The organism is Pseudomonas fluorescens, assembly GCF_002837185.1.
In the GTDB taxonomy this organism is placed as follows: domain Bacteria; phylum Pseudomonadota; class Gammaproteobacteria; order Pseudomonadales; family Pseudomonadaceae; genus Aquipseudomonas; species Aquipseudomonas fluorescens_AM.
Window position 1 is genome coordinate 1 of the sequence record NZ_KZ477989.1, and the last position, 17,001, is coordinate 17,001.

At 61.3% G+C, this 17,001-nt stretch carries 16 protein-coding genes; 7 read left to right on the top strand and 9 right to left on the bottom strand.

The features are described 5' to 3' along the window. Positions 1 to 93: 93 nt before the first annotated feature. The gene (gene mtnA / locus CIB54_RS06005; protein ID WP_101219045.1) at positions 94 to 1,164 is read right to left on the bottom strand and encodes an S-methyl-5-thioribose-1-phosphate isomerase; all 1,071 of its coding nucleotides are present in this window, start codon (positions 1,162 to 1,164) and stop codon (positions 94 to 96) included. A 109-nt stretch (positions 1,165 to 1,273) separates the two neighbouring features. Between mtnA and CIB54_RS06010 the strand changes: the two genes are divergently transcribed. The 4 genes from CIB54_RS06010 to CIB54_RS06025 all read left to right on the top strand — a co-directional run bounded on the left by CIB54_RS06010 (position 1,274) and on the right by CIB54_RS06025 (position 4,899). Beyond that, complete coding sequence (locus tag CIB54_RS06010) at positions 1,274 to 2,605, top strand: TRZ/ATZ family hydrolase (protein WP_065933007.1); 1,332 nt, start codon at positions 1,274 to 1,276, stop codon at positions 2,603 to 2,605. A 29-nt stretch (positions 2,606 to 2,634) separates the two neighbouring features. Next, positions 2,635 to 3,333 (top strand): bifunctional 2-polyprenyl-6-hydroxyphenol methylase/3-demethylubiquinol 3-O-methyltransferase UbiG, encoded by a 699-nt coding sequence (gene ubiG, locus CIB54_RS06015; RefSeq protein ID WP_003189760.1) that lies wholly within the window; start codon positions 2,635 to 2,637, stop codon positions 3,331 to 3,333. Between the two features lie 4 nt (positions 3,334 to 3,337). Continuing rightward, positions 3,338 to 4,009 (top strand): N-acetylmuramic acid 6-phosphate phosphatase MupP, encoded by a 672-nt coding sequence (mupP, locus tag CIB54_RS06020; protein ID WP_065950320.1) that lies wholly within the window; start codon positions 3,338 to 3,340, stop codon positions 4,007 to 4,009. Positions 4,010 to 4,158: 149 nt separating this feature from the next. Next, complete coding sequence (locus tag CIB54_RS06025) at positions 4,159 to 4,899, top strand: YciK family oxidoreductase (RefSeq protein WP_101219047.1); 741 nt, start codon at positions 4,159 to 4,161, stop codon at positions 4,897 to 4,899. Positions 4,900 to 4,976: 77 nt separating this feature from the next. On the opposite strand, the gene CIB54_RS06030 is transcribed toward CIB54_RS06025, so the two are convergent. From CIB54_RS06030 to CIB54_RS06055, 6 genes are read right to left on the bottom strand one after another with little or no spacing between them, the layout of a single operon-like run. Beyond that, complete coding sequence (locus CIB54_RS06030) at positions 4,977 to 6,491, bottom strand: ABC transporter substrate-binding protein (protein ID WP_101219049.1); 1,515 nt, start codon at positions 6,489 to 6,491, stop codon at positions 4,977 to 4,979. After that, on the bottom strand, positions 6,473 to 7,492 hold the full coding sequence (locus tag CIB54_RS06035; protein ID WP_101219051.1) for an ABC transporter ATP-binding protein: 1,020 nt from the start codon (positions 7,490 to 7,492) through the stop codon (positions 6,473 to 6,475). Before CIB54_RS06035 ends, CIB54_RS06030 begins: the two co-directional genes overlap by 19 nt. Beyond that, positions 7,489 to 8,445, bottom strand: coding sequence for an ABC transporter ATP-binding protein (locus tag CIB54_RS06040; RefSeq protein WP_101219053.1), 957 nt, complete (start codon positions 8,443 to 8,445; stop codon positions 7,489 to 7,491). Before CIB54_RS06040 ends, CIB54_RS06035 begins: the two co-directional genes overlap by 4 nt. Continuing rightward, entirely contained in the window at positions 8,442 to 9,299 is an 858-nt protein-coding gene (locus CIB54_RS06045) for an ABC transporter permease (protein WP_065950315.1), read from the bottom strand. The genes CIB54_RS06040 and CIB54_RS06045 overlap by 4 nt, the downstream gene beginning before the upstream one ends. Then, positions 9,296 to 10,243 (bottom strand): ABC transporter permease, encoded by a 948-nt coding sequence (locus tag CIB54_RS06050; RefSeq protein ID WP_065950314.1) that lies wholly within the window; start codon positions 10,241 to 10,243, stop codon positions 9,296 to 9,298. Before CIB54_RS06050 ends, CIB54_RS06045 begins: the two co-directional genes overlap by 4 nt. A 3-nt stretch (positions 10,244 to 10,246) precedes the next feature. Further along, entirely contained in the window at positions 10,247 to 11,134 is an 888-nt protein-coding gene (locus tag CIB54_RS06055) for a proline iminopeptidase-family hydrolase (protein ID WP_101219055.1), read from the bottom strand. A gap of 183 nt (positions 11,135 to 11,317) precedes the next feature. Between CIB54_RS06055 and CIB54_RS06060 the strand changes: the two genes are divergently transcribed. After that, positions 11,318 to 12,082 (top strand): LuxR family transcriptional regulator, encoded by a 765-nt coding sequence (locus tag CIB54_RS06060; RefSeq protein WP_065950312.1) that lies wholly within the window; start codon positions 11,318 to 11,320, stop codon positions 12,080 to 12,082. Between the two features lie 92 nt (positions 12,083 to 12,174). Continuing rightward, positions 12,175 to 13,107 (top strand): proline iminopeptidase-family hydrolase, encoded by a 933-nt coding sequence (locus tag CIB54_RS06065; protein ID WP_065950311.1) that lies wholly within the window; start codon positions 12,175 to 12,177, stop codon positions 13,105 to 13,107. 36 nt (positions 13,108 to 13,143) lie between these two features. Here CIB54_RS06065 and CIB54_RS06070 read toward each other — a convergent pair whose 3' ends face one another. Next, positions 13,144 to 14,646: a nucleobase:cation symporter-2 family protein gene (locus tag CIB54_RS06070; RefSeq protein ID WP_065950310.1), complete on the bottom strand. Its 1,503-nt coding sequence runs from the start codon at positions 14,644 to 14,646 to the stop codon at positions 13,144 to 13,146. A 158-nt stretch (positions 14,647 to 14,804) separates the two neighbouring features. On the opposite strand from CIB54_RS06070, the gene CIB54_RS06075 reads away from it, so the two are divergent. After that, positions 14,805 to 15,638 carry a nucleoside-binding protein gene (locus CIB54_RS06075; RefSeq protein WP_101219057.1) on the top strand — a complete coding sequence of 278 codons (834 nt, stop codon included), beginning with the start codon at positions 14,805 to 14,807 and terminating at the stop codon, positions 15,636 to 15,638. A 124-nt stretch (positions 15,639 to 15,762) separates the two neighbouring features. Here the strand turns inward: CIB54_RS06075 and punC are convergent, their stop codons facing one another. Further along, on the bottom strand, positions 15,763 to 16,947 hold the full coding sequence (gene punC, locus CIB54_RS06080) for a purine nucleoside transporter PunC (protein WP_065950308.1): 1,185 nt from the start codon (positions 16,945 to 16,947) through the stop codon (positions 15,763 to 15,765). Positions 16,948 to 17,001: the final 54 nt, after the last annotated feature.

Here is a 17,001-nt window from a genome sequence, read left to right on the forward strand (position 1 = left end):
TTTGGGCGCTATCATAGCGCCCGATTGAAGTGTCCAAAATCATTAGGCCAGTTCAGCTTGCCCCCGATAGCTATTTCACAGACACCACAGCCCTCAATGCAGCCGCTTACGGCACATCAACCTGGCCAGCTTGGCGGTATCCGGCCGCTCCACAACGCCTTTTTCAGTCACGATCACATCAATCAGATCAGCCGGCGTTACATCGAACACCGGATTAAAGGCCTGCGCCTCCAACCGCTGACCATTGACCTCCAGCAACTCACCGACATCACGCTCTTCCAGGGCCACATCATCACCGGTAGCCATCATCAGGTCGAGGGTCGAACTCGGCGCCACCACCATGAAGCGTACGCCATGGTGCATGGCGCAAACGGCCAGTTGATAGGTACCGATCGTGCTGATCACATCGCCATTGGCCGCGATGCAGTCCGCGCCGACCACCACCCAGGTGACGCCTTTGGTCTTGAGGATATGCGCTCCGGCGGAGTCGGCATTTACCGTAACCGGAATGCCGGCGCCGCCCAGTTCCCACGCGGTCAATCGCGAGCCTTGCAGCCACGGACGGGTTTCATTGGCATACACCTGCTCGACCAGGCCTTCCAGGAACGCCGCGTGAATCACCCCGAGCGCCGTGCCGACACCGCCGGTGGCCAAAGCGCCGGCGTTGCCATGGGTCAGGATCGCCTGGGCATTGCCCTGGTGCTTGCGTATTCGCTCAAGGCCCAATTGGGCCATGACCACATTGGCTTCGCGGTCGCTTTCATGAATCGCAAGGGCTTCGGCTTCCAGCACCGCCAACGGGTCGGCGTGCTGCCTGAGACGGTCGAGGCGGTCGCGCATGCACTTCAATGCCCAGAACAGGTTGGATGCGGTGGGACGGGTATCGGCCAGCAATGCGTAGTCTTCTTCCCATGCCGCCTGCCAGTCGTCGCCTTCGGCAATGCGCTGGCGGGCAGCCAGCACCAGGCCGTAGGCCGCACTGATCCCGATGGCTGACGCGCCGCGCACCACCCTCGCGCGAATGGCGGCGGCCACCTCGTCGACGGTCGAGCACGCCACCCAGCTTTCCCGGGCCGGCAACGCACGCTGATCGAGCAGGTGCAGCACGCCATCACGCCACTCGATGGCCTTCACCTTCTCCGCAGCCAACAGTCGGTCGCGCATCCCTTACCCCGTACTCATGAACAAAAGCCGCCGATTATAGCGATCCGCCAGCCGGGACGCTCGGGTATACTTCGCCCTTCTTTTATAGCTGCCCAGGAAGAAGCCTGCGATGACGCCCACTGCCGCCCCGCTCGACTTATTACTGCTGCCGACCTGGCTGGTACCCGTCGAACCCGCTGGCGTAGTGCTCAAGGAGCACGGCCTGGGTATCCGCGACGGCTGCATCGTGTTTATCGGGCCGCGGGCGGCGGCATTGAAGCTTGAGGCGAGCGAAGTGCGCGAACTGCCGGGCATGCTGCTCAGCCCGGGCCTGATCAACGCCCACGGACATGCGGCGATGAGCCTGTTTCGCGGCCTGGCCGATGACCTGCCGTTGATGACCTGGCTGGAAAAACACATTTGGCCCGCAGAAGCCAAGTGGGTCGATGAAGCCTTCGTGCGCGATGGCACTGACCTGGCCATCGCCGAGCAGCTCAAGGGCGGCATCACCTGCTTCTCCGATATGTATTTCTACCCCAAGGTCGCCAGCGATTGCGTGCACAACAGCGGCATGCGCGCGCAGATCGCCATTCCGATCCTGGACTTCCCGATCCCGGGCGCCAGCAACGCCGACGAGGCGATTCGCCAGGGCATCGAGCTGTTCGGCGACCTCAAGCATCATCCACGCATCAAGATCACCTTCGGCCCCCACGCGCCTTATACGGTCAACGATGACAACCTGGAAAAGATCCGGATCATCGCTGAAGAGCTGGACGCCGCGATCCATATGCACGTGCACGAAACCGCCTTCGAAGTGCAGCAAGCCGTGGAACAGACTGGCGAGCGGCCACTGGCCCGTCTGGGTCGCCTTGGCTTGCTGGGCCCGCGCTTCCAGGCCGTTCATATGACCCAAATCAGCGAGGATGACCTGGCTTTGCTGGTAGAAAGCAACACCAGTGTCATCCACTGCCCGGAATCGAACCTGAAACTGGCCAGCGGCTTCTGCCCGGTTGAACGCCTGTGGCAGGCTGGCGTCAATGTGGCTATAGGCACTGATGGCGCCGCCAGCAACAACGACCTCGACCTGTTGGGCGAAACCCGCACGGCCGCCATGCTGGCCAAGGCCGTCGCCGGTTCGGCCACCGCGCTGGATGCCCATCGCGCGTTGCGCATGGCAACCCTCAATGGCGCGCGGGCCATGGGCCTGGACAGCCAGATCGGTTCGCTGGAAGTTGGCAAGGCCGCAGATATCGTCGCCTTCGACCTTTCGGGGCTGGCGCAACAACCGATCTACGATCCGGTCTCACAGCTTATCTATGCTACCGGTCGCGACTGCGTGAAACACCTTTGGGTCGCCGGCAAGCAGTTGCTCGACGACCGACGATTGACCCGCATGGATGAAGCACAGTTGACCGCCACGGCCATTGCCTGGGGCCAACGCATCAGCGGGCACAGCGAATAAACCGATTTATCAGATTCAGAGGATTCACCATGAGCAACGTCGACCACGCCGAAATCGCCAAATTCGAAGCCCTGGCCCACCGCTGGTGGGACCGTGAGAGCGAGTTCAAGCCGCTGCACGATATCAACCCACTGCGGGTCAACTGGATTGACGAACGTGTCAACCTGGCCGGCAAAAAAGTGCTGGACGTCGGTTGCGGCGGTGGCATCCTCAGTGAAGCCATGGCCCAGCGCGGCGCCACCGTCATGGGCATCGACATGGGTGAAGCACCGCTGGCCGTGGCCCAGCTGCACCAGCTGGAATCCGGCGTAAGCGTGGAATACCGCCAGATCACCGCCGAAGCCCTGGCCGAGGAAATGCCCGAGCAATTCGATGTGGTCACGTGCCTTGAAATGCTCGAACACGTGCCGGACCCGTCTTCGGTGATCCGCGCCTGCTTTCGTATGGTCAAGCCCGGCGGCCAGGTGTTCTTCTCCACCATCAACCGCAACCCCAAGGCTTATCTGTTCGCGATTATCGGCGCCGAATACATCATGAAGCTGCTGCCACGCGGCACCCATGACTTCAAGAAATTCATCCGTCCGTCCGAGCTGGGCGCGTGGAGCCGCCAGGCCGGGCTGACCGTCAAGGACATCATCGGCCTGACCTACAACCCGCTGACCAAGCACTACAAGCTGGCCAACGACGTTGACGTCAACTACATGATCCAGACCCTGCGCGAGGAGTAAGCCTGTGAAGTTGCGAGCGGTTCTCTTCGACATGGACGGTACCTTGCTGGACACCGCGCCGGACTTTATCGCCATCTGCCAGGCCATGCGCGCCGACCGTGGCCTGCCGCCGGTCAACGACCAGCACATCCGCGATGAAATCTCCGGTGGCGCGAAAGCGATGGTCGCCGTGACCTTCTCGATGGACCCGGAGTCGCCAGGTTTCGAAGCGTTGCGCCAGGAGTTCCTCGAGCGCTACCTCAAGGATTGCGCGGTGCACAGCAAATTGTTCGACGGTATGGCCGAACTGCTGGAAGACATCGAGAAAGCCAAGCTGATCTGGGGCGTGGTCACCAACAAGCCGCTGCGCTTTGCCGAGCCGATCATGCAGCAATTGGGCCTGGCCGAACGCTCGGCCGTGCTGATCTGCCCGGACCACGTGAAGAACAGCAAGCCGGACCCTGAGCCGATGATCCTGGCGTGCAAGATGCTCGACCTCGACCCGGCCAGCGTGTTGTTCGTCGGTGATGACTTGCGTGATATCGAATCCGGTCGCGATGCCGGTACGCGCACGGCGGCGGTCACCTACGGCTACATCCACCCGGACGATAACCCTCGTCACTGGGGGGCGGATGTGGTGGTGGATCACCCGCTGGAGCTGCGCAAGGTGCTGGATAACGCGGTGTGCAGTTGCTGATTTAACTGATCGATGAAGATCCAATGTGGGAGGGGGCTTGCCCCCGATTGCAGTGTGTCAGTCACTGCATTTGTTGACTGATCCGCCGCTATCGGGGGCAAGCCACCTCCCACAGGGGATCTTCGGCATTTTCGAATTTGAGGTTATTTATGTTTGATTATTCTGCCCCTCCAGAACTGCTCAAAGGCCGGGTCATCCTGGTCACCGGCGCCGGTCGCGGAATCGGCGCGGCCGCGGCGAAAACCTACGCCGCCCACGGCGCCACCGTGCTGCTGCTGGGCAAGACCGAAGCCAACCTGGCCCAGGTGTATGACGAGATCGAAGCCGCCGGCCAGCCGCAACCGGTGGTGATCCCGTTCAACCTGGAGACCGCCCTGCCCCATCAATACGATGAGTTGGCAGCGATGATCGAAAAGGCATTCGGCCACCTCGACGGCCTGCTGCACAACGCCTCGATCATCGGACCGCGCACACCCATCGAGCAATTGTCCGGCGAGAACTTCATGCGGGTGATGCACGTCAACGTCAACGCGATGTTCATGCTGACCAGCACCTTGCTGCCGTTGCTCAAGCTGTCCCGGGATGCGTCGGTGGTGTTCACCTCCAGCAGCGTCGGGCGCAAGGGCCGGGCGTATTGGGGCGCTTATGGTGTGTCGAAGTTTGCCACTGAAGGCTTGATGCAAACCCTGGCCGACGAACTGGAAGACGTAGCCGCCGTGCGCGCCAACAGCATCAACCCGGGCGGTACGCGCACCAGCATGCGGGCCCAGGCCTACCCAGGGGAAAACCCGATGGAAAGACCGGCGCCGGAAGAAATCATGCCGGTGTACCTGTACCTGATGGGGCCGGACAGTGCGGGCATCAATGGGCAGGCATTTGACGCGCAGTAACCCCTGACAAGACCTGGATCAAATGTGGGAGGGGGCTTGCCCCCTCCCACATTTTGTATTGCGGTGTTCTGTAGACCTTAGTTTTTCACCACTTCCTCGAGCGTGAAGCGGCCCAGCGGGTTCTGCAGGAAGTTGCTCACATTCTTGCGTGAGATATTGATGTACGGGCTGTAATACAGATCGATCCAGTTCACATCCTGTTTCGCCAGTTTCTGCAATTCCACGTACATCTGCTCACGCTTGGCCGGGTCGGCCTCGATGCGCGCTTGCGCCACCAGTGCCTTGACCTTGTCGTTCTGGTAACGGGTCATGTAGTTCTGGTTGGTGTCGTGGCCCAGCACGAAGGTGGTCTTCTGGTCCGGGTCGAGGATGTCGTTGGTCCAGTACATCACCGAAATATCGTACTCACCGTCCACCAGCATCTGCCAGCTCTGGGTCGGGTCGACCTTTTGCAGGTTGGCGGTGACGCCGACCTTGGCCAGTTGATCCTTGATGATCACCGCAATCTGCTCGTCCGCTTCATTGCCGGCGTTGACCACGTAGTTGAGCTTCAAGTCCTTGGCGCCGGCCTGCTCCAGCAGCTTCTTGGCGGCAGTCGGGTCGTACGGGCGCTGCAGGTTATTGGCGTAGTGATAAAGCGAGCCTTTCGGGATGTAGGAATAGGCCACGGTGCCTTGACCGTAAGTGGCGGTCTTCACCAGCGATTGTTTGTCGATGGCCATGTCCAGCGCTTCACGCACCTCTGGCTTGGCCAGCAGGCCGTGAGCGTGGTTGATCAGCAGGTGGTCTTCGCGGGTGGACGGGTCGGCATGGATCACCACGTTCGGGTCTTTTTTCAGCTCCTCAACGCGGGAGAAGGGTACGAAGATCGCCGTGTCCAGCTCGTTGTTCTGCACCATGCGCATGCGTGTGTTGTCGTCGGTGACCGACACCCACTCCACACCGTCCAGACTGACGTTGCTGGCCTGCCAGAAGTTCGGGTTCTTCTTCAGGATCACGCGGTCGCCCTTGCGCCACTCGTCCACGGTGAAGGCGCCGGACGTCACCGGGTTTTCCGAGTAGGCGTCTTCGCCCATTGTCGTCATGGCTTTTTCCGACAGGATCGACACCGTTGGCGACGCCAATTGCGAGAGAAACGCTACCGCCGGCGTTTTCAGGGTAACCACCAGCGTTTTCGCATCGCTGGCCTTGGCGGTGTCGATCAGGCTGAACGGGTCGCTCCACAGCGATGCCTTGTTATCACGGATGCGCAACAGGCTGAACGCCGCGTCGCCAGCGGTGATCGGCGAGCCGTCGGAGAACTTCGCGTCGCGCAACTTGAAGGTGTAGGTCAGGCCGTCCTTGGAAATCTCCCAGCTTTGCGCCAGGCCCGGTTGCATTTTGGTGCCCAGGTTATCCACCCGCACCAGGGTGTCGTAGACGTTGGCAAAAACCCAGGTATCGCGGTTCTGCGCGCTTTTGATCGGGTCAAAGGTGGTGCTGTCTTCACGGCAACCGATGGTCAGTACACCGGCAGCCTGGGCCAGGCCGGCAGTGAGGGACCAGGCGGTCAGCGTGGCGGCGGCGAGCAATTTCAGATGGCGCGATTGCATGTCATAACTCCTTGTTCATGATGGGCAGGAAGGGTCAAAGGGTGTTCAAGCACGCAACTGTACCGATGCTCATGCAGTGAATGGGTGGGCGGCAACACCACGGAACACCTGGCCTGGGCATAGCGGCAACGCGGGTGAAACGCGCAACCTGTGGGCAAATTCAGCGGGCTTGGTGGTTCGCCGGGCAACGGCTGCGCAGGCAACGGATGATGGGGGTCAATCTGCGGAATTGCCTCGATCAACGCCGCCGTATAAGGATGGCGCGGGGCAGTGAACACCGCTTCCACCGGCCCCTCCTCGACGATCTTGCCCAGGTACATCACCGCCACGCGGTCGCACAGGCGACGCACGATAGCCAGGTCATGGGCGATAAACAGGATCGCCAGGTTCATGCGCTGTTGCAGTTCCAGCAGCAGATTGATGATCTGGCCCTGGATCGACACGTCCAGCGCCGCCACGCATTCGTCGGCGATGATCAGGCGCGGCTCTACCGCCAGCGCCCGGGCGATCCCCACGCGCTGGCACTGGCCGCCACTGAGGGAGCCGGGTTTGCGCGAGGCCAGTTCAGGGCGCAGGCCAACCAGCTCAAGCAGTTCATCGACACGGGCGCGGATGTTGTGCGGCGCGACCTTGCGCTGCACCCGCAACACTTCTGCAAGGGTCTCGCCGACGGTGTGACGCGGATTCAGGGCGGCATAGGGGTCCTGGAAGATCATCGCGGTTTCCCGGCGCAACCGTGCAATATCGATAGCACTGCCCTGAGCCATGTCGACCCCCTCAAACAGCACCTGCCCGGCGCTGATCGGGTTGAGGTGCAAAATCGCCCGGCCCAGCGTGCTTTTACCGCTGCCGGACTCGCCCACCAGCCCGAGGGTTTCACCGGCGGCCAGATTCAGCGACACCCCGTTCACCGCCCTCACCCACTGCTTGCTCAACCCGAACAGGCCACTGCCGGATGCGGTAAAGCGGACCTCCAGGTCCTTGATCTGCAACAGGCTCATGGGCGCCCTCCCAAGGGATAGTGACAGGCAACCCGTGCGCCTTCCGGCAACAGTTCGGTACACAGGGCGCCGACCTGCGGGCAACGGGGGTTGAAGCGGCAACCGTCAGGCAATGCGTCGAGCAGCGGCGGCTGGCCAGGGATGGTGCGCAACAACGCATGGCCGCTGCTGTGGGCCGGCTGACAATCGATCAGGCCGGCAGTGTACGGATGCCGTGGCTGGGCCAGCAGTTCGTATTTGTTGGCGTGTTCGCACAGGCGCCCGGCGTACATCACCGCGATGGAGTCGCAGCTTTGCGCCACCACGCCGAGGTCGTGGGTGATCATGATGATCGACAGGCCACGCCTGTCGCGAAGGTCGAGCAACAAGCGCAGGATTTGCGCCTGCACCGTCACATCCAGGGCCGTGGTGGGTTCGTCGGCGATCAGCACCTTCGGGTTGCATCCCAGGGCTACTGCAATCATCGCGCGCTGGCGCATGCCGCCGGAAAACTCATGGGGATAGTTGTCGACACGGGCTTGCGGGTCGGGAATACCCACTTGGCGCAGCACGTCGATGGCTTGCAGGCGCGCGTCTTTTTTCGAGGCGCCTTGATGCAGGCGGATGCCCTCGGCGATCTGCTCGCCGATACGCATCAACGGGTCCAGGTGACTGCTGGGGTTCTGGAAGATCATGCCCAACTGCCCGCCACGCACGGCGCGCATGCCGGCTTCATCCAGGCGCAACAGGTCCTGGCCGGCCAGGTGTACCGTGCCGCCGTGCACGCGCAGGCTGGGCGATGGCAACAGGCACATCAGGCCGCGACACGCCAGGGTCTTGCCCGAACCGCTTTCACCGACCAACCCCAGGATTTCGCCCTCGGCCAGGTCAAAGGACACGCGGTCGACCAGGGTCAGCGCGTGCCCGGCGTTATCGGCAATCACGCTGAGATCGCGCACTTGCAGCAGGCTCATGAGCGATCCCCCAGGACGTGCGCCACACCATCGGCCAGCAGGCTGAAGCCCATGGCCAGGGTCACGATGGCCACGCCCGGAAAGGTGCAAATCCACCAGGCGGTGGTGATAAAGGCCTGGCCCTCGGCGACCATCGTGCCCCATTCGGCGGTCGGTGGCTGTACGCCCAGGCCCAGGTAGCTCACCGCAGCGCCGTTGAGCAGCACCAGCACCGCGTCGGACATGGAAAACACGATCGAGCCAAACAGCGCATTGGGCAGCAAATGCCGGAACAGAATGCGCCCATGACCAAACCCCAGGCTCTTGGCGGCCAGGGCAAAGTCGCTCTCCTTGAGCACCAGGATCTGTGAACGGATCAACCGCGCATACGACACCCAGCCCACCAGCGCCATGGCGATGTAAAAGCTCTGCAGTCCAGGCCCGAGAATGGCCATGATCGCCAGCATCAACACCAGAAACGGGAACGCCAGGACCACGTCGATCACGCGCATGCACACACTGTCCAGGCGCCCGCCGATATAACCGGAGACCGCGCCGATGAAGGTGCCGATCATGAACGGAAAGATCACCCCGACAATCGCCAGTTGCAGGTCGATGCGCGCGCCCCAGATCACCCGCGACAGCACATCGCGGCCGTAGTTATCGGTACCGAACAGGTGCGCAGCGCCGGGCGCCAGCAGGCTCATATCGGTGTTCTGCGCAATCGGGTCGTAGGGCGCGATCCACGGCGCGAACAGCGCCAGGATCAACCACGTGAGCAGTATCAGCAGGCCCCACGCAGCGGTCAGCCGGCCGTTGCGAAAACCCAGGCGCAGACGCAGACGCCAGGGCGCTATCAATGGGCGGCTATTCATTGCATTTTCACCCGTGGGTCGAGCGCCACCGTGACCACGTCGGCGATGAAGTTGACCACCACCGTCGCGCACGCCAGCACCATCGCCACGCCCTGTACCACCATGTAGTCGCGGGTAAAAATACCGCGCACCAGCAACTGGCCGATGCCGGGAATGGCGAACAGGCTTTCGATGACCACCGTGCCGCTGATCAGCCAGCCGATATTCACAGCCAGCAGGTTGACGGCCGGCACCAGCGAGTTGGGCACGACATGGCGGCGGAACACGGCGGCTTCCGACAGCCCCCGCGCCCGTGCAGCGGTGACATGATCAGCCTGCAGTTCCACCAACATGCTCGCGCGCAAATTACGCACCAGCACTGCCGACAGCGCCAGGGCAATGGTCAGACACGGCAGGACCATATGGTGGGCCTTGTCCAGCCAGGTGCGACCGTAACCGGACACCGGAAACAGGCCCCACTGCACGCTCAGCAACAGGATCAGCATCAGGCCCAGCCAGAACGCCGGCATGCCCAGGCCGACCGTGGTGAATATACGGATCAGGTTGTCAGGCCAGCCGCCTTTATTGCGCGCCGCCAGTGTCGCCAGCGGTACCGCGATCAACAGCGCCAGCAACACACTGCCGAGCACGAGCACCAGCGTCGGTTCAATGCGCGTGACGATCAGCTTGAGGGCGTCGACCTTGTACAGCAGCGATTGGCCGAGGTCGCCCTTGAGCAGGTTCTTCAGGAAGTAGAAATATTGCAGCCACAACGGCTCATCGAGGCCGTACTGGGCGCGGATTTTCAGCAACGCGTCCGGCGTGCTGCGCGAACCCAGCAGCGCGCGCGCCGGATCGCCCGGGATCGAGCGCACCAGCACAAAGGTGATCAGGCTGATGCCCACCAGCACCGGCAACAATTGCAGGGGCCGGGACAGTACGAAGCGATAACGCGCCAGGTTCATTCGTCAGCCTCGGTGACGGGCGAGAAAGTCCAGCAGCACCGGAAAGTACGCCTGGGGTTCTTCGTAGAACGGCATATGGCTGCTGTTGGGAAATACATGCAGTTCGGCGTGCGGGGCCGCCATCTTCATGCGCATGGCACAGGCCGGCGTGAGTTCGTCGTGCTGGCCGGTGGTGATCAATATCGGCATCTTGAACGTGGCCATTTCAGGAATGCGGTTCCAGTCCTTGAGGTTGCCGATATAGAGGAATTCGTTTGGACCTTGCATGGTTTCGTAAGGCCCCATGTTCCAATCGCCGAGGGAGCGTTTGACCGGCTCCGGCCATTCGTCCAGCCGGCACACGTGGCGATAGTTGAGCAAGGTGATGGCGGCTTGATATTGCGGGTGATCGAGCGTGCCCGTGGCTTCATGGCGCTGCATCATGGCCACGGTTTCGCTGCCAAGGGCGCCGCGCAGGCGTTCAAGTTCCCGTGACAGGTGGGGAATATCGCCAACCGTGTTTTCCAGAATCAGACTTTTCAGCGCATCGGGGTAATGGATGGCGTACTCGATGCCCAGCCAACCGCCCCAGGAATGCCCGAGCAGATGCACAGGGCCCAGGCCCAGTGCCTGGCGCACGGTCTCGACTTCTTCGACATAACGGCGGATTTCCCACAGGGAAACGTCGTTCGGTCTGGCTGATGCGCCCGTGCCAAGCTGGTCGAATGCAACCACTCGCAGGTTATGCTCTTTGAGCCAGCCATGGGCGTCGCGTAAATAGTCACACGGCAGGCCCGGCCCGCCGTTGAGGCACAGCAGCACCTCATCGCCTTCGCCAAAGCTGTAGACCACGAGATTATGGCCGTCGACTTGCACGTTGTACTGCTGGTCGGGGGCAATTTCACGCCACATGCATACATTCCTTGTGTTGTATCGGCCTGGCAGGTAGTGGCCGTTTGTCACGTCAACACTACCGAGGATGCCGCGCGTCCATAACCTAGCGTTTCTTATAGGTTTGGCCTGGCAGTCCTTCGCCGGGGCGTGGCATTCTACTTGCAGCAAGTCGAGATTCAAATGAATTCGGGAGCAGAACGGATGCTGGCCAGGCTAACTGCCTTCAATAGTCGTCTGATGCCGGGCAGGAGCCTGGACGAGCAGATAGACAACACGTTTATCCTCGCCCAACAACTGGGCTTCGATGCGCTGGTGTACGACTACACGCCGGTGCCCATCGACCTCAATGGTGCGCTGATCACGCCCTCGGTGCTGCAACTGCGCAACACACCGACCGACTGGCACGCCTTGTGGTGCAGCGAAGGGTTCTACCAGATTGATCCGGTGCAACACCTGGCCTTGCGCAGCGTATCGCCGTTTGTCTGGTCGTATGAGGCAAAAGCCGAGACTGCACTGCAAACGATCATCGACCCCTGCCATGCACCCGTTTGTTCCTACCTGCACGAACAACAGTTGACCTGCGGCGTCAGCGTGCCCATCCACCTGCCCCGCGGTGGCTTCGCCTCATTGACCGGGCTGCGCACCGGCAAGGCGAGCACGGTATTGAAAGATGCGCAGCACACCTTGTCGGACTTCAGCGTGATCGGCCACGCGTTACAGGAGGCGGCTTATCCTTTGTTCAACAAAGCGTTGCGCACCTACCCGCATATCCATCTGACCAAACGCGAGCGCGAGTGCCTCAAATGGGCCGCCGAGGGCTTGACCGCGGCCGAGATCGCCACGCAATTGACCCGCTCGCTGGCGGTAGTGACCCTGCACCTGGCGTCGGCCATGCACAAATTGGGCGCCAAGAACCGCGTGCAGGCGGTGGTGCGCGCCACGCACTATCGGTTGCTGGACGATTGACCCTTACGCAAAACCTAGCTGTTTTGCTAGTTACCTAAACGTCGCGTGCAGACTATCGTAGCCCTGATCCTTTTTTCAGAGCAGGGTACGAAATGGAATTCATCGATAAAGTCCGCGAAGGCTACGCCCCCTTCGGCGCCTATCAGACGTGGTATCGCATCACCGGTGAGCTGGCCACAGGCCGCACACCGCTGGTGATCATCCATGGCGGCCCCGGCTGCACCCACGATTACGTCGACGCGTTCAAGGACGTTGCCGCCAGCGGCCACGCGGTGATTCACTACGACCAGCTGGGCAACGGTCGCTCAACGCATCTGCCGGAAAAACCGGCATCGTTCTGGACCGTCGACCTGTTCCTCAATGAGTTGAACAACCTGCTCGACCACCTGCACATCAGCGACAACTACGCGATCCTCGGGCAATCCTGGGGCGGCATGCTCGGCAGCGAACATGCGATTCTGCAGCCCAAGGGCCTGCGTGCCTTTATCCCGGCCAACTCACCGACGTGCATGCGCACCTGGGTCAGCGAGGCCAATCGACTGCGCAAGCTGTTGCCCGAAGGTGTGCATGAAACCTTGCTCAAGCATGAAGCCGCCGGAACCTACCAGGACCCGGAATACCAGGCCGCCTCGCGGATCTTCTACGACCAGCATGTGTGCCGGGTCAACCCGTGGCCGGAAGAAGTCGCACGCACCTTCGCCCAGGTCGATGCCGACCCGACGGTGTACCACGCCATGAGCGGTCCGACGGAGTTCCATGTGATCGGCAGCTTGAAGGACTGGAACGTGATCGGTCGCTTGCCTGCGATCAACGTGCCGACCCTGGTGATCTCCGGCCGGCACGACGAGGCCACGCCGTTGGTGGTCAAGCCTTTCCTGGACGAAATCCCGGACGTGCGCTGGGCACTGTTCGAAGACTCCAGCCACATGCCCCACGTAGAAGAACGCCAGGCGTGCATGGGGACCGTGGTGAAGTTCTTGGATGAAGTATGTTCAGTACGGCACGCAGCACTCAAAGCCAGTTGATTTCCAATGTGGGAGGGGGCAAGCCCCCTCCCACATTTAGACCTTGCTGGTTTCAGCCTTCACTGTTCTCTTCGGCATATCCGCCACCAAAGGAATCTCCTTGCCCTCGGCATCGAACAGTTTGCCACCCCGGTAGTAATCGCCATCGCGCAACGCCGCCACGTCGCGAAAGCACAAACTGCGCTCCGTCCCCGCCACGAATACCGACTGCTGGTCAGAGTTACCGGCGGTGAAGTGGTTGAACGTCAGGTTGAGCAAGATCGCCATGATCGCCGACGAGCTGATGCCCGAATGGAAAATGGTCGCGAACCAGTTGGGAAATTGGTCGTAGAAGCTGGGCGCGGCGATGGGAATCATGCCGAAACCGATACTCGTGGCGACGATGATCAGGTTCATGTTGTTGCGGTAATCCACCTTGGACAAGGTGCGAATACCGCTGGCCGCCACCGTGCCGAACAACACAATGCCGGCGCCGCCGAGCACCGAGGTAGGCACGGCGGCAATCACCCGGCCCATGAACGGCAGCAGGCCAAGCACCACCAGAAACACCCCGCCGGTTGCCACCACAAAACGGCTCTTCACCCCGGTAACCGCCACCAGGCCGACGTTCTGGGCGAACGCACTCTGCGTGAATGAACCGAAGATCGGCGCGAACATGCTCGACAGCATGTCGGCGCGCAGGCCGTTGCCGAGGCGTTTGGAGTCGACCTTGGTGTCGATGATCTCACCCACTGCCAGAATGTCCGCCGAGGTTTCCACCAGGGTGACCATCACCACGATGCACATGGAAATGATCGCTGCCACATGAAAGGTCGGCATGCCGAAATGGAACGGCGTGGGAAAGCCGAACATGGGCCCCTGGGTCACGCCGGAGAAGTCGGCCATGCCCAGGAACACCGCGATCACCGTGCCGATTACCATCGCCAGCAGAATCGACAGGCGCGAGATGGCTGCGCTGCCGATTTTGCTCAGCAGCAACACCAGCACCAGCGTCAGTGCAGCCAGGCCGATATTCGACATGCTGCCGAAGTCCGCCGCGCGGCTATTACCGCCCATGGCCCAGCGCGCCGCCACGGGCATCAGGGTCAGGCCGATGGTGGTGATTACGATACCGGTCACCAGCGGCGGGAAAAACTGGGTAATGCGCGAGAACACCGGGGTGATCAACAAACCGATGAACGACGCGGCCATCACCGCCCCGAGAATCGCCGGCACGCCCCCTGCCCCGTCGCTGCCGACGATCGCCACCATGGTCGCCACACCGGCGAACGACACGCCCTGCACCAGCGGCAACTGGCACCCGAAGAATGGCAGGCCAAGGGTTTGCAGCAACGTGGCCAAGCCACCGGCAAACAACGACGCGGCGATCAACAGGCCGATATCCGCTGGCGACAACCCGGCCGCCTGGCCGACGATCAACGGTACGGCAACGATGCCGCCATACATGGTGAGCACATGCTGCAGGCCGTAAGCCATGTTGGCGGCGACGCCCAGATTTTCATCTTCGGGCCGCTGCGGTGACGCCTTCGGGATAGTCATGGTGAGGGGATCTCTGTTTTTGTTGTGCGCTCACTGTATGCAATGTTAAGACTGTATGTCCATAGAGTTGTATACAATCATTCAGACAAGATACCCTGCCGCGGCGTTACAAAAACAATCCGGCCGTCACGAGCCAGAACGCCAAAGGACCCAACAGAATGAAAAAGGCATTGCAAGGCGCAACCGTCGCATTGACCCTCTTCGGCGGCGGGGAGGCTGTCGCAGTGGAATGGATGAACAACAGCGTAGGTTTTCGCTACGGCCAACACTTCACCAACCCGAACAACCCCGACGACTTCAGCAAGCGCATCTACAGCTTCACCCACGCCAGCGGCTACCGATACGGCAGCAATTTTCTGAATCTCGATGTGTTCCTGTCCGACAGCAAGGACCCACGCAAGGGCACCGACCGCGGTGGCAGCGAGGTGTACGCGGTGTACCGCCATCAGCTCTACGCTTCACGGGTATTGGCTATGCCGCAGGGTACCGGGCTGATCAAGGATTACGCACTGACACTGGGCTTCGATGCGAACCGCAACAACAACTTCGCCAGCGCGAAAAAACGCGCTCTGGTCATCGGCCCTACGTTGAAGTGGGACACCGTCGGTGTGCTGGACCTGAGCCTGATGTACTACAAGGAAAAGAACCACACCGGGATTCCCGGCGCCAGGGAATCGAACCACACCTTCGACGACACCTACATGCTCAACCTGACCTGGATGCGCCCGTTCGAGATCGCCAGCCATGCGGCTAAATTCCAGGGATTCATCAATTACGTGGGGGAGAAAGGCGAGGACTATCATGGCCGCGATACCGCGCCGGAAGCCCTGATGCGCACCGCATTGATGGTGGCGGTGCGGCCGGGCAAGAGCGTCAAGCCGAACCTGTACTTCGGCGTGGGCTATGAATACTGGCATAACAAGTTCGGCGTGGACGGCGGTCGGGGCAGCCGTACATCAACGCCGACGCTGAACATGGAAGTGACGTTCTAGCTGAAGAAACTCAATCCAAATGTGGGAGGGGGCTTGCCCCCGATTGCGCTATATCAGCGCCAAATGTGCTGGCTGATCCACTGCTATCGGGGGCAAGCCCCCTCCCACATTTTCGACCGCATTGTCACTTCAGATCAGTTGCCAGCTCAGAGCACTGCGCCTTCGGCCGCGCCAACCAGTAACCCAACACCGCCAACGGCGCGGTCGCCAGCATCACCATCACCGTGATCAACAACGGTTGCTCGATCATTGACGACACCAACAAGCTGGCCAGGAAGCAGAGGCCCAGTTGCAGAGTGTTTTGCAGTGCCGCCGCTTTACCGGAGTTTTCCGAAAACGGCATCAGCGCATTCGCCACCACGATCGGGTAGCTGGCCCCGTTGCACAGCGCCATCAGGCAGAACGGAATCAGCAAGGTGGTGAGGGTCGGCACTGTCAGGGTTGCAACCAGGTACAACGCCACCATGCTCAGGCAATAGAAAGCAAGCAACCACGGAAGCAAGGTCTTGCCCGGCAAGCGCTGCAAGGCGCTGCGGCAACTGTAGCCGCCGACGAGAAAGGCCAGGGTCGGCACCACGTAACTGAGGCCGATGTCACTCGGGCTGTAGCCCATGCCACCGAGGATGAACGGCGAAGCGGTCAGCCAGGCAAAGAAACTGGCGGAGCAGGCGGCAAATATCATGACGTTGCCAGTAAATACCCGTGAAGTGAACAGCTGTGCATAGCCCAGGCGCACGGGTTGGTGCGTCTGACGCTTCGGCGCGCTGCGCAGGAACACCGTCGGCAACAGCAGGAGCAGCGACACCCCCAGCAACACGCCAAAAATCGCCTGCCAGCCAAAATGATTCAACACCATCGCGCCCAACAACGGCGCCAACGCCGGCGACAGCGACATCAGCGGCATGATGCTGGCGAACACGCGGTGAGCCTTGTCCGCCGGGTAGCGATCAATCACCAGGGCCTGCCAACTCACCGCCGCAGAGCACACGCCGATCGCCTGCATAAAGCGCAATGCCCAGAGCTGCGGCGCGGTCTGCACCCAGAACATGCCCAGGCACCCCAGCACAAACAGGCTCAACCCCATGAGCAGGACCGGCTTGCGCCCGAGCCGGTCGGACAATGGCCCCCACAGCAGCTGCCCGAGCGCAAAACCGGCAAGGAAAATGCTCAAGCTGGCGCCCACGGCCCCGGCGCCAATCTGCAACTGCTCGCCCATGGCGCCAAACGCCGGCAAATACATGTCCATGGCGAGATAACCGAGCATGCTCAGCCCCGCCAGATACCAAGTGAAACCAAATGAATTTTTCATTGAAGCCTTGTAGAACCTGCCATCAAACTATTTGCTGACTGGCGCCCATTATGA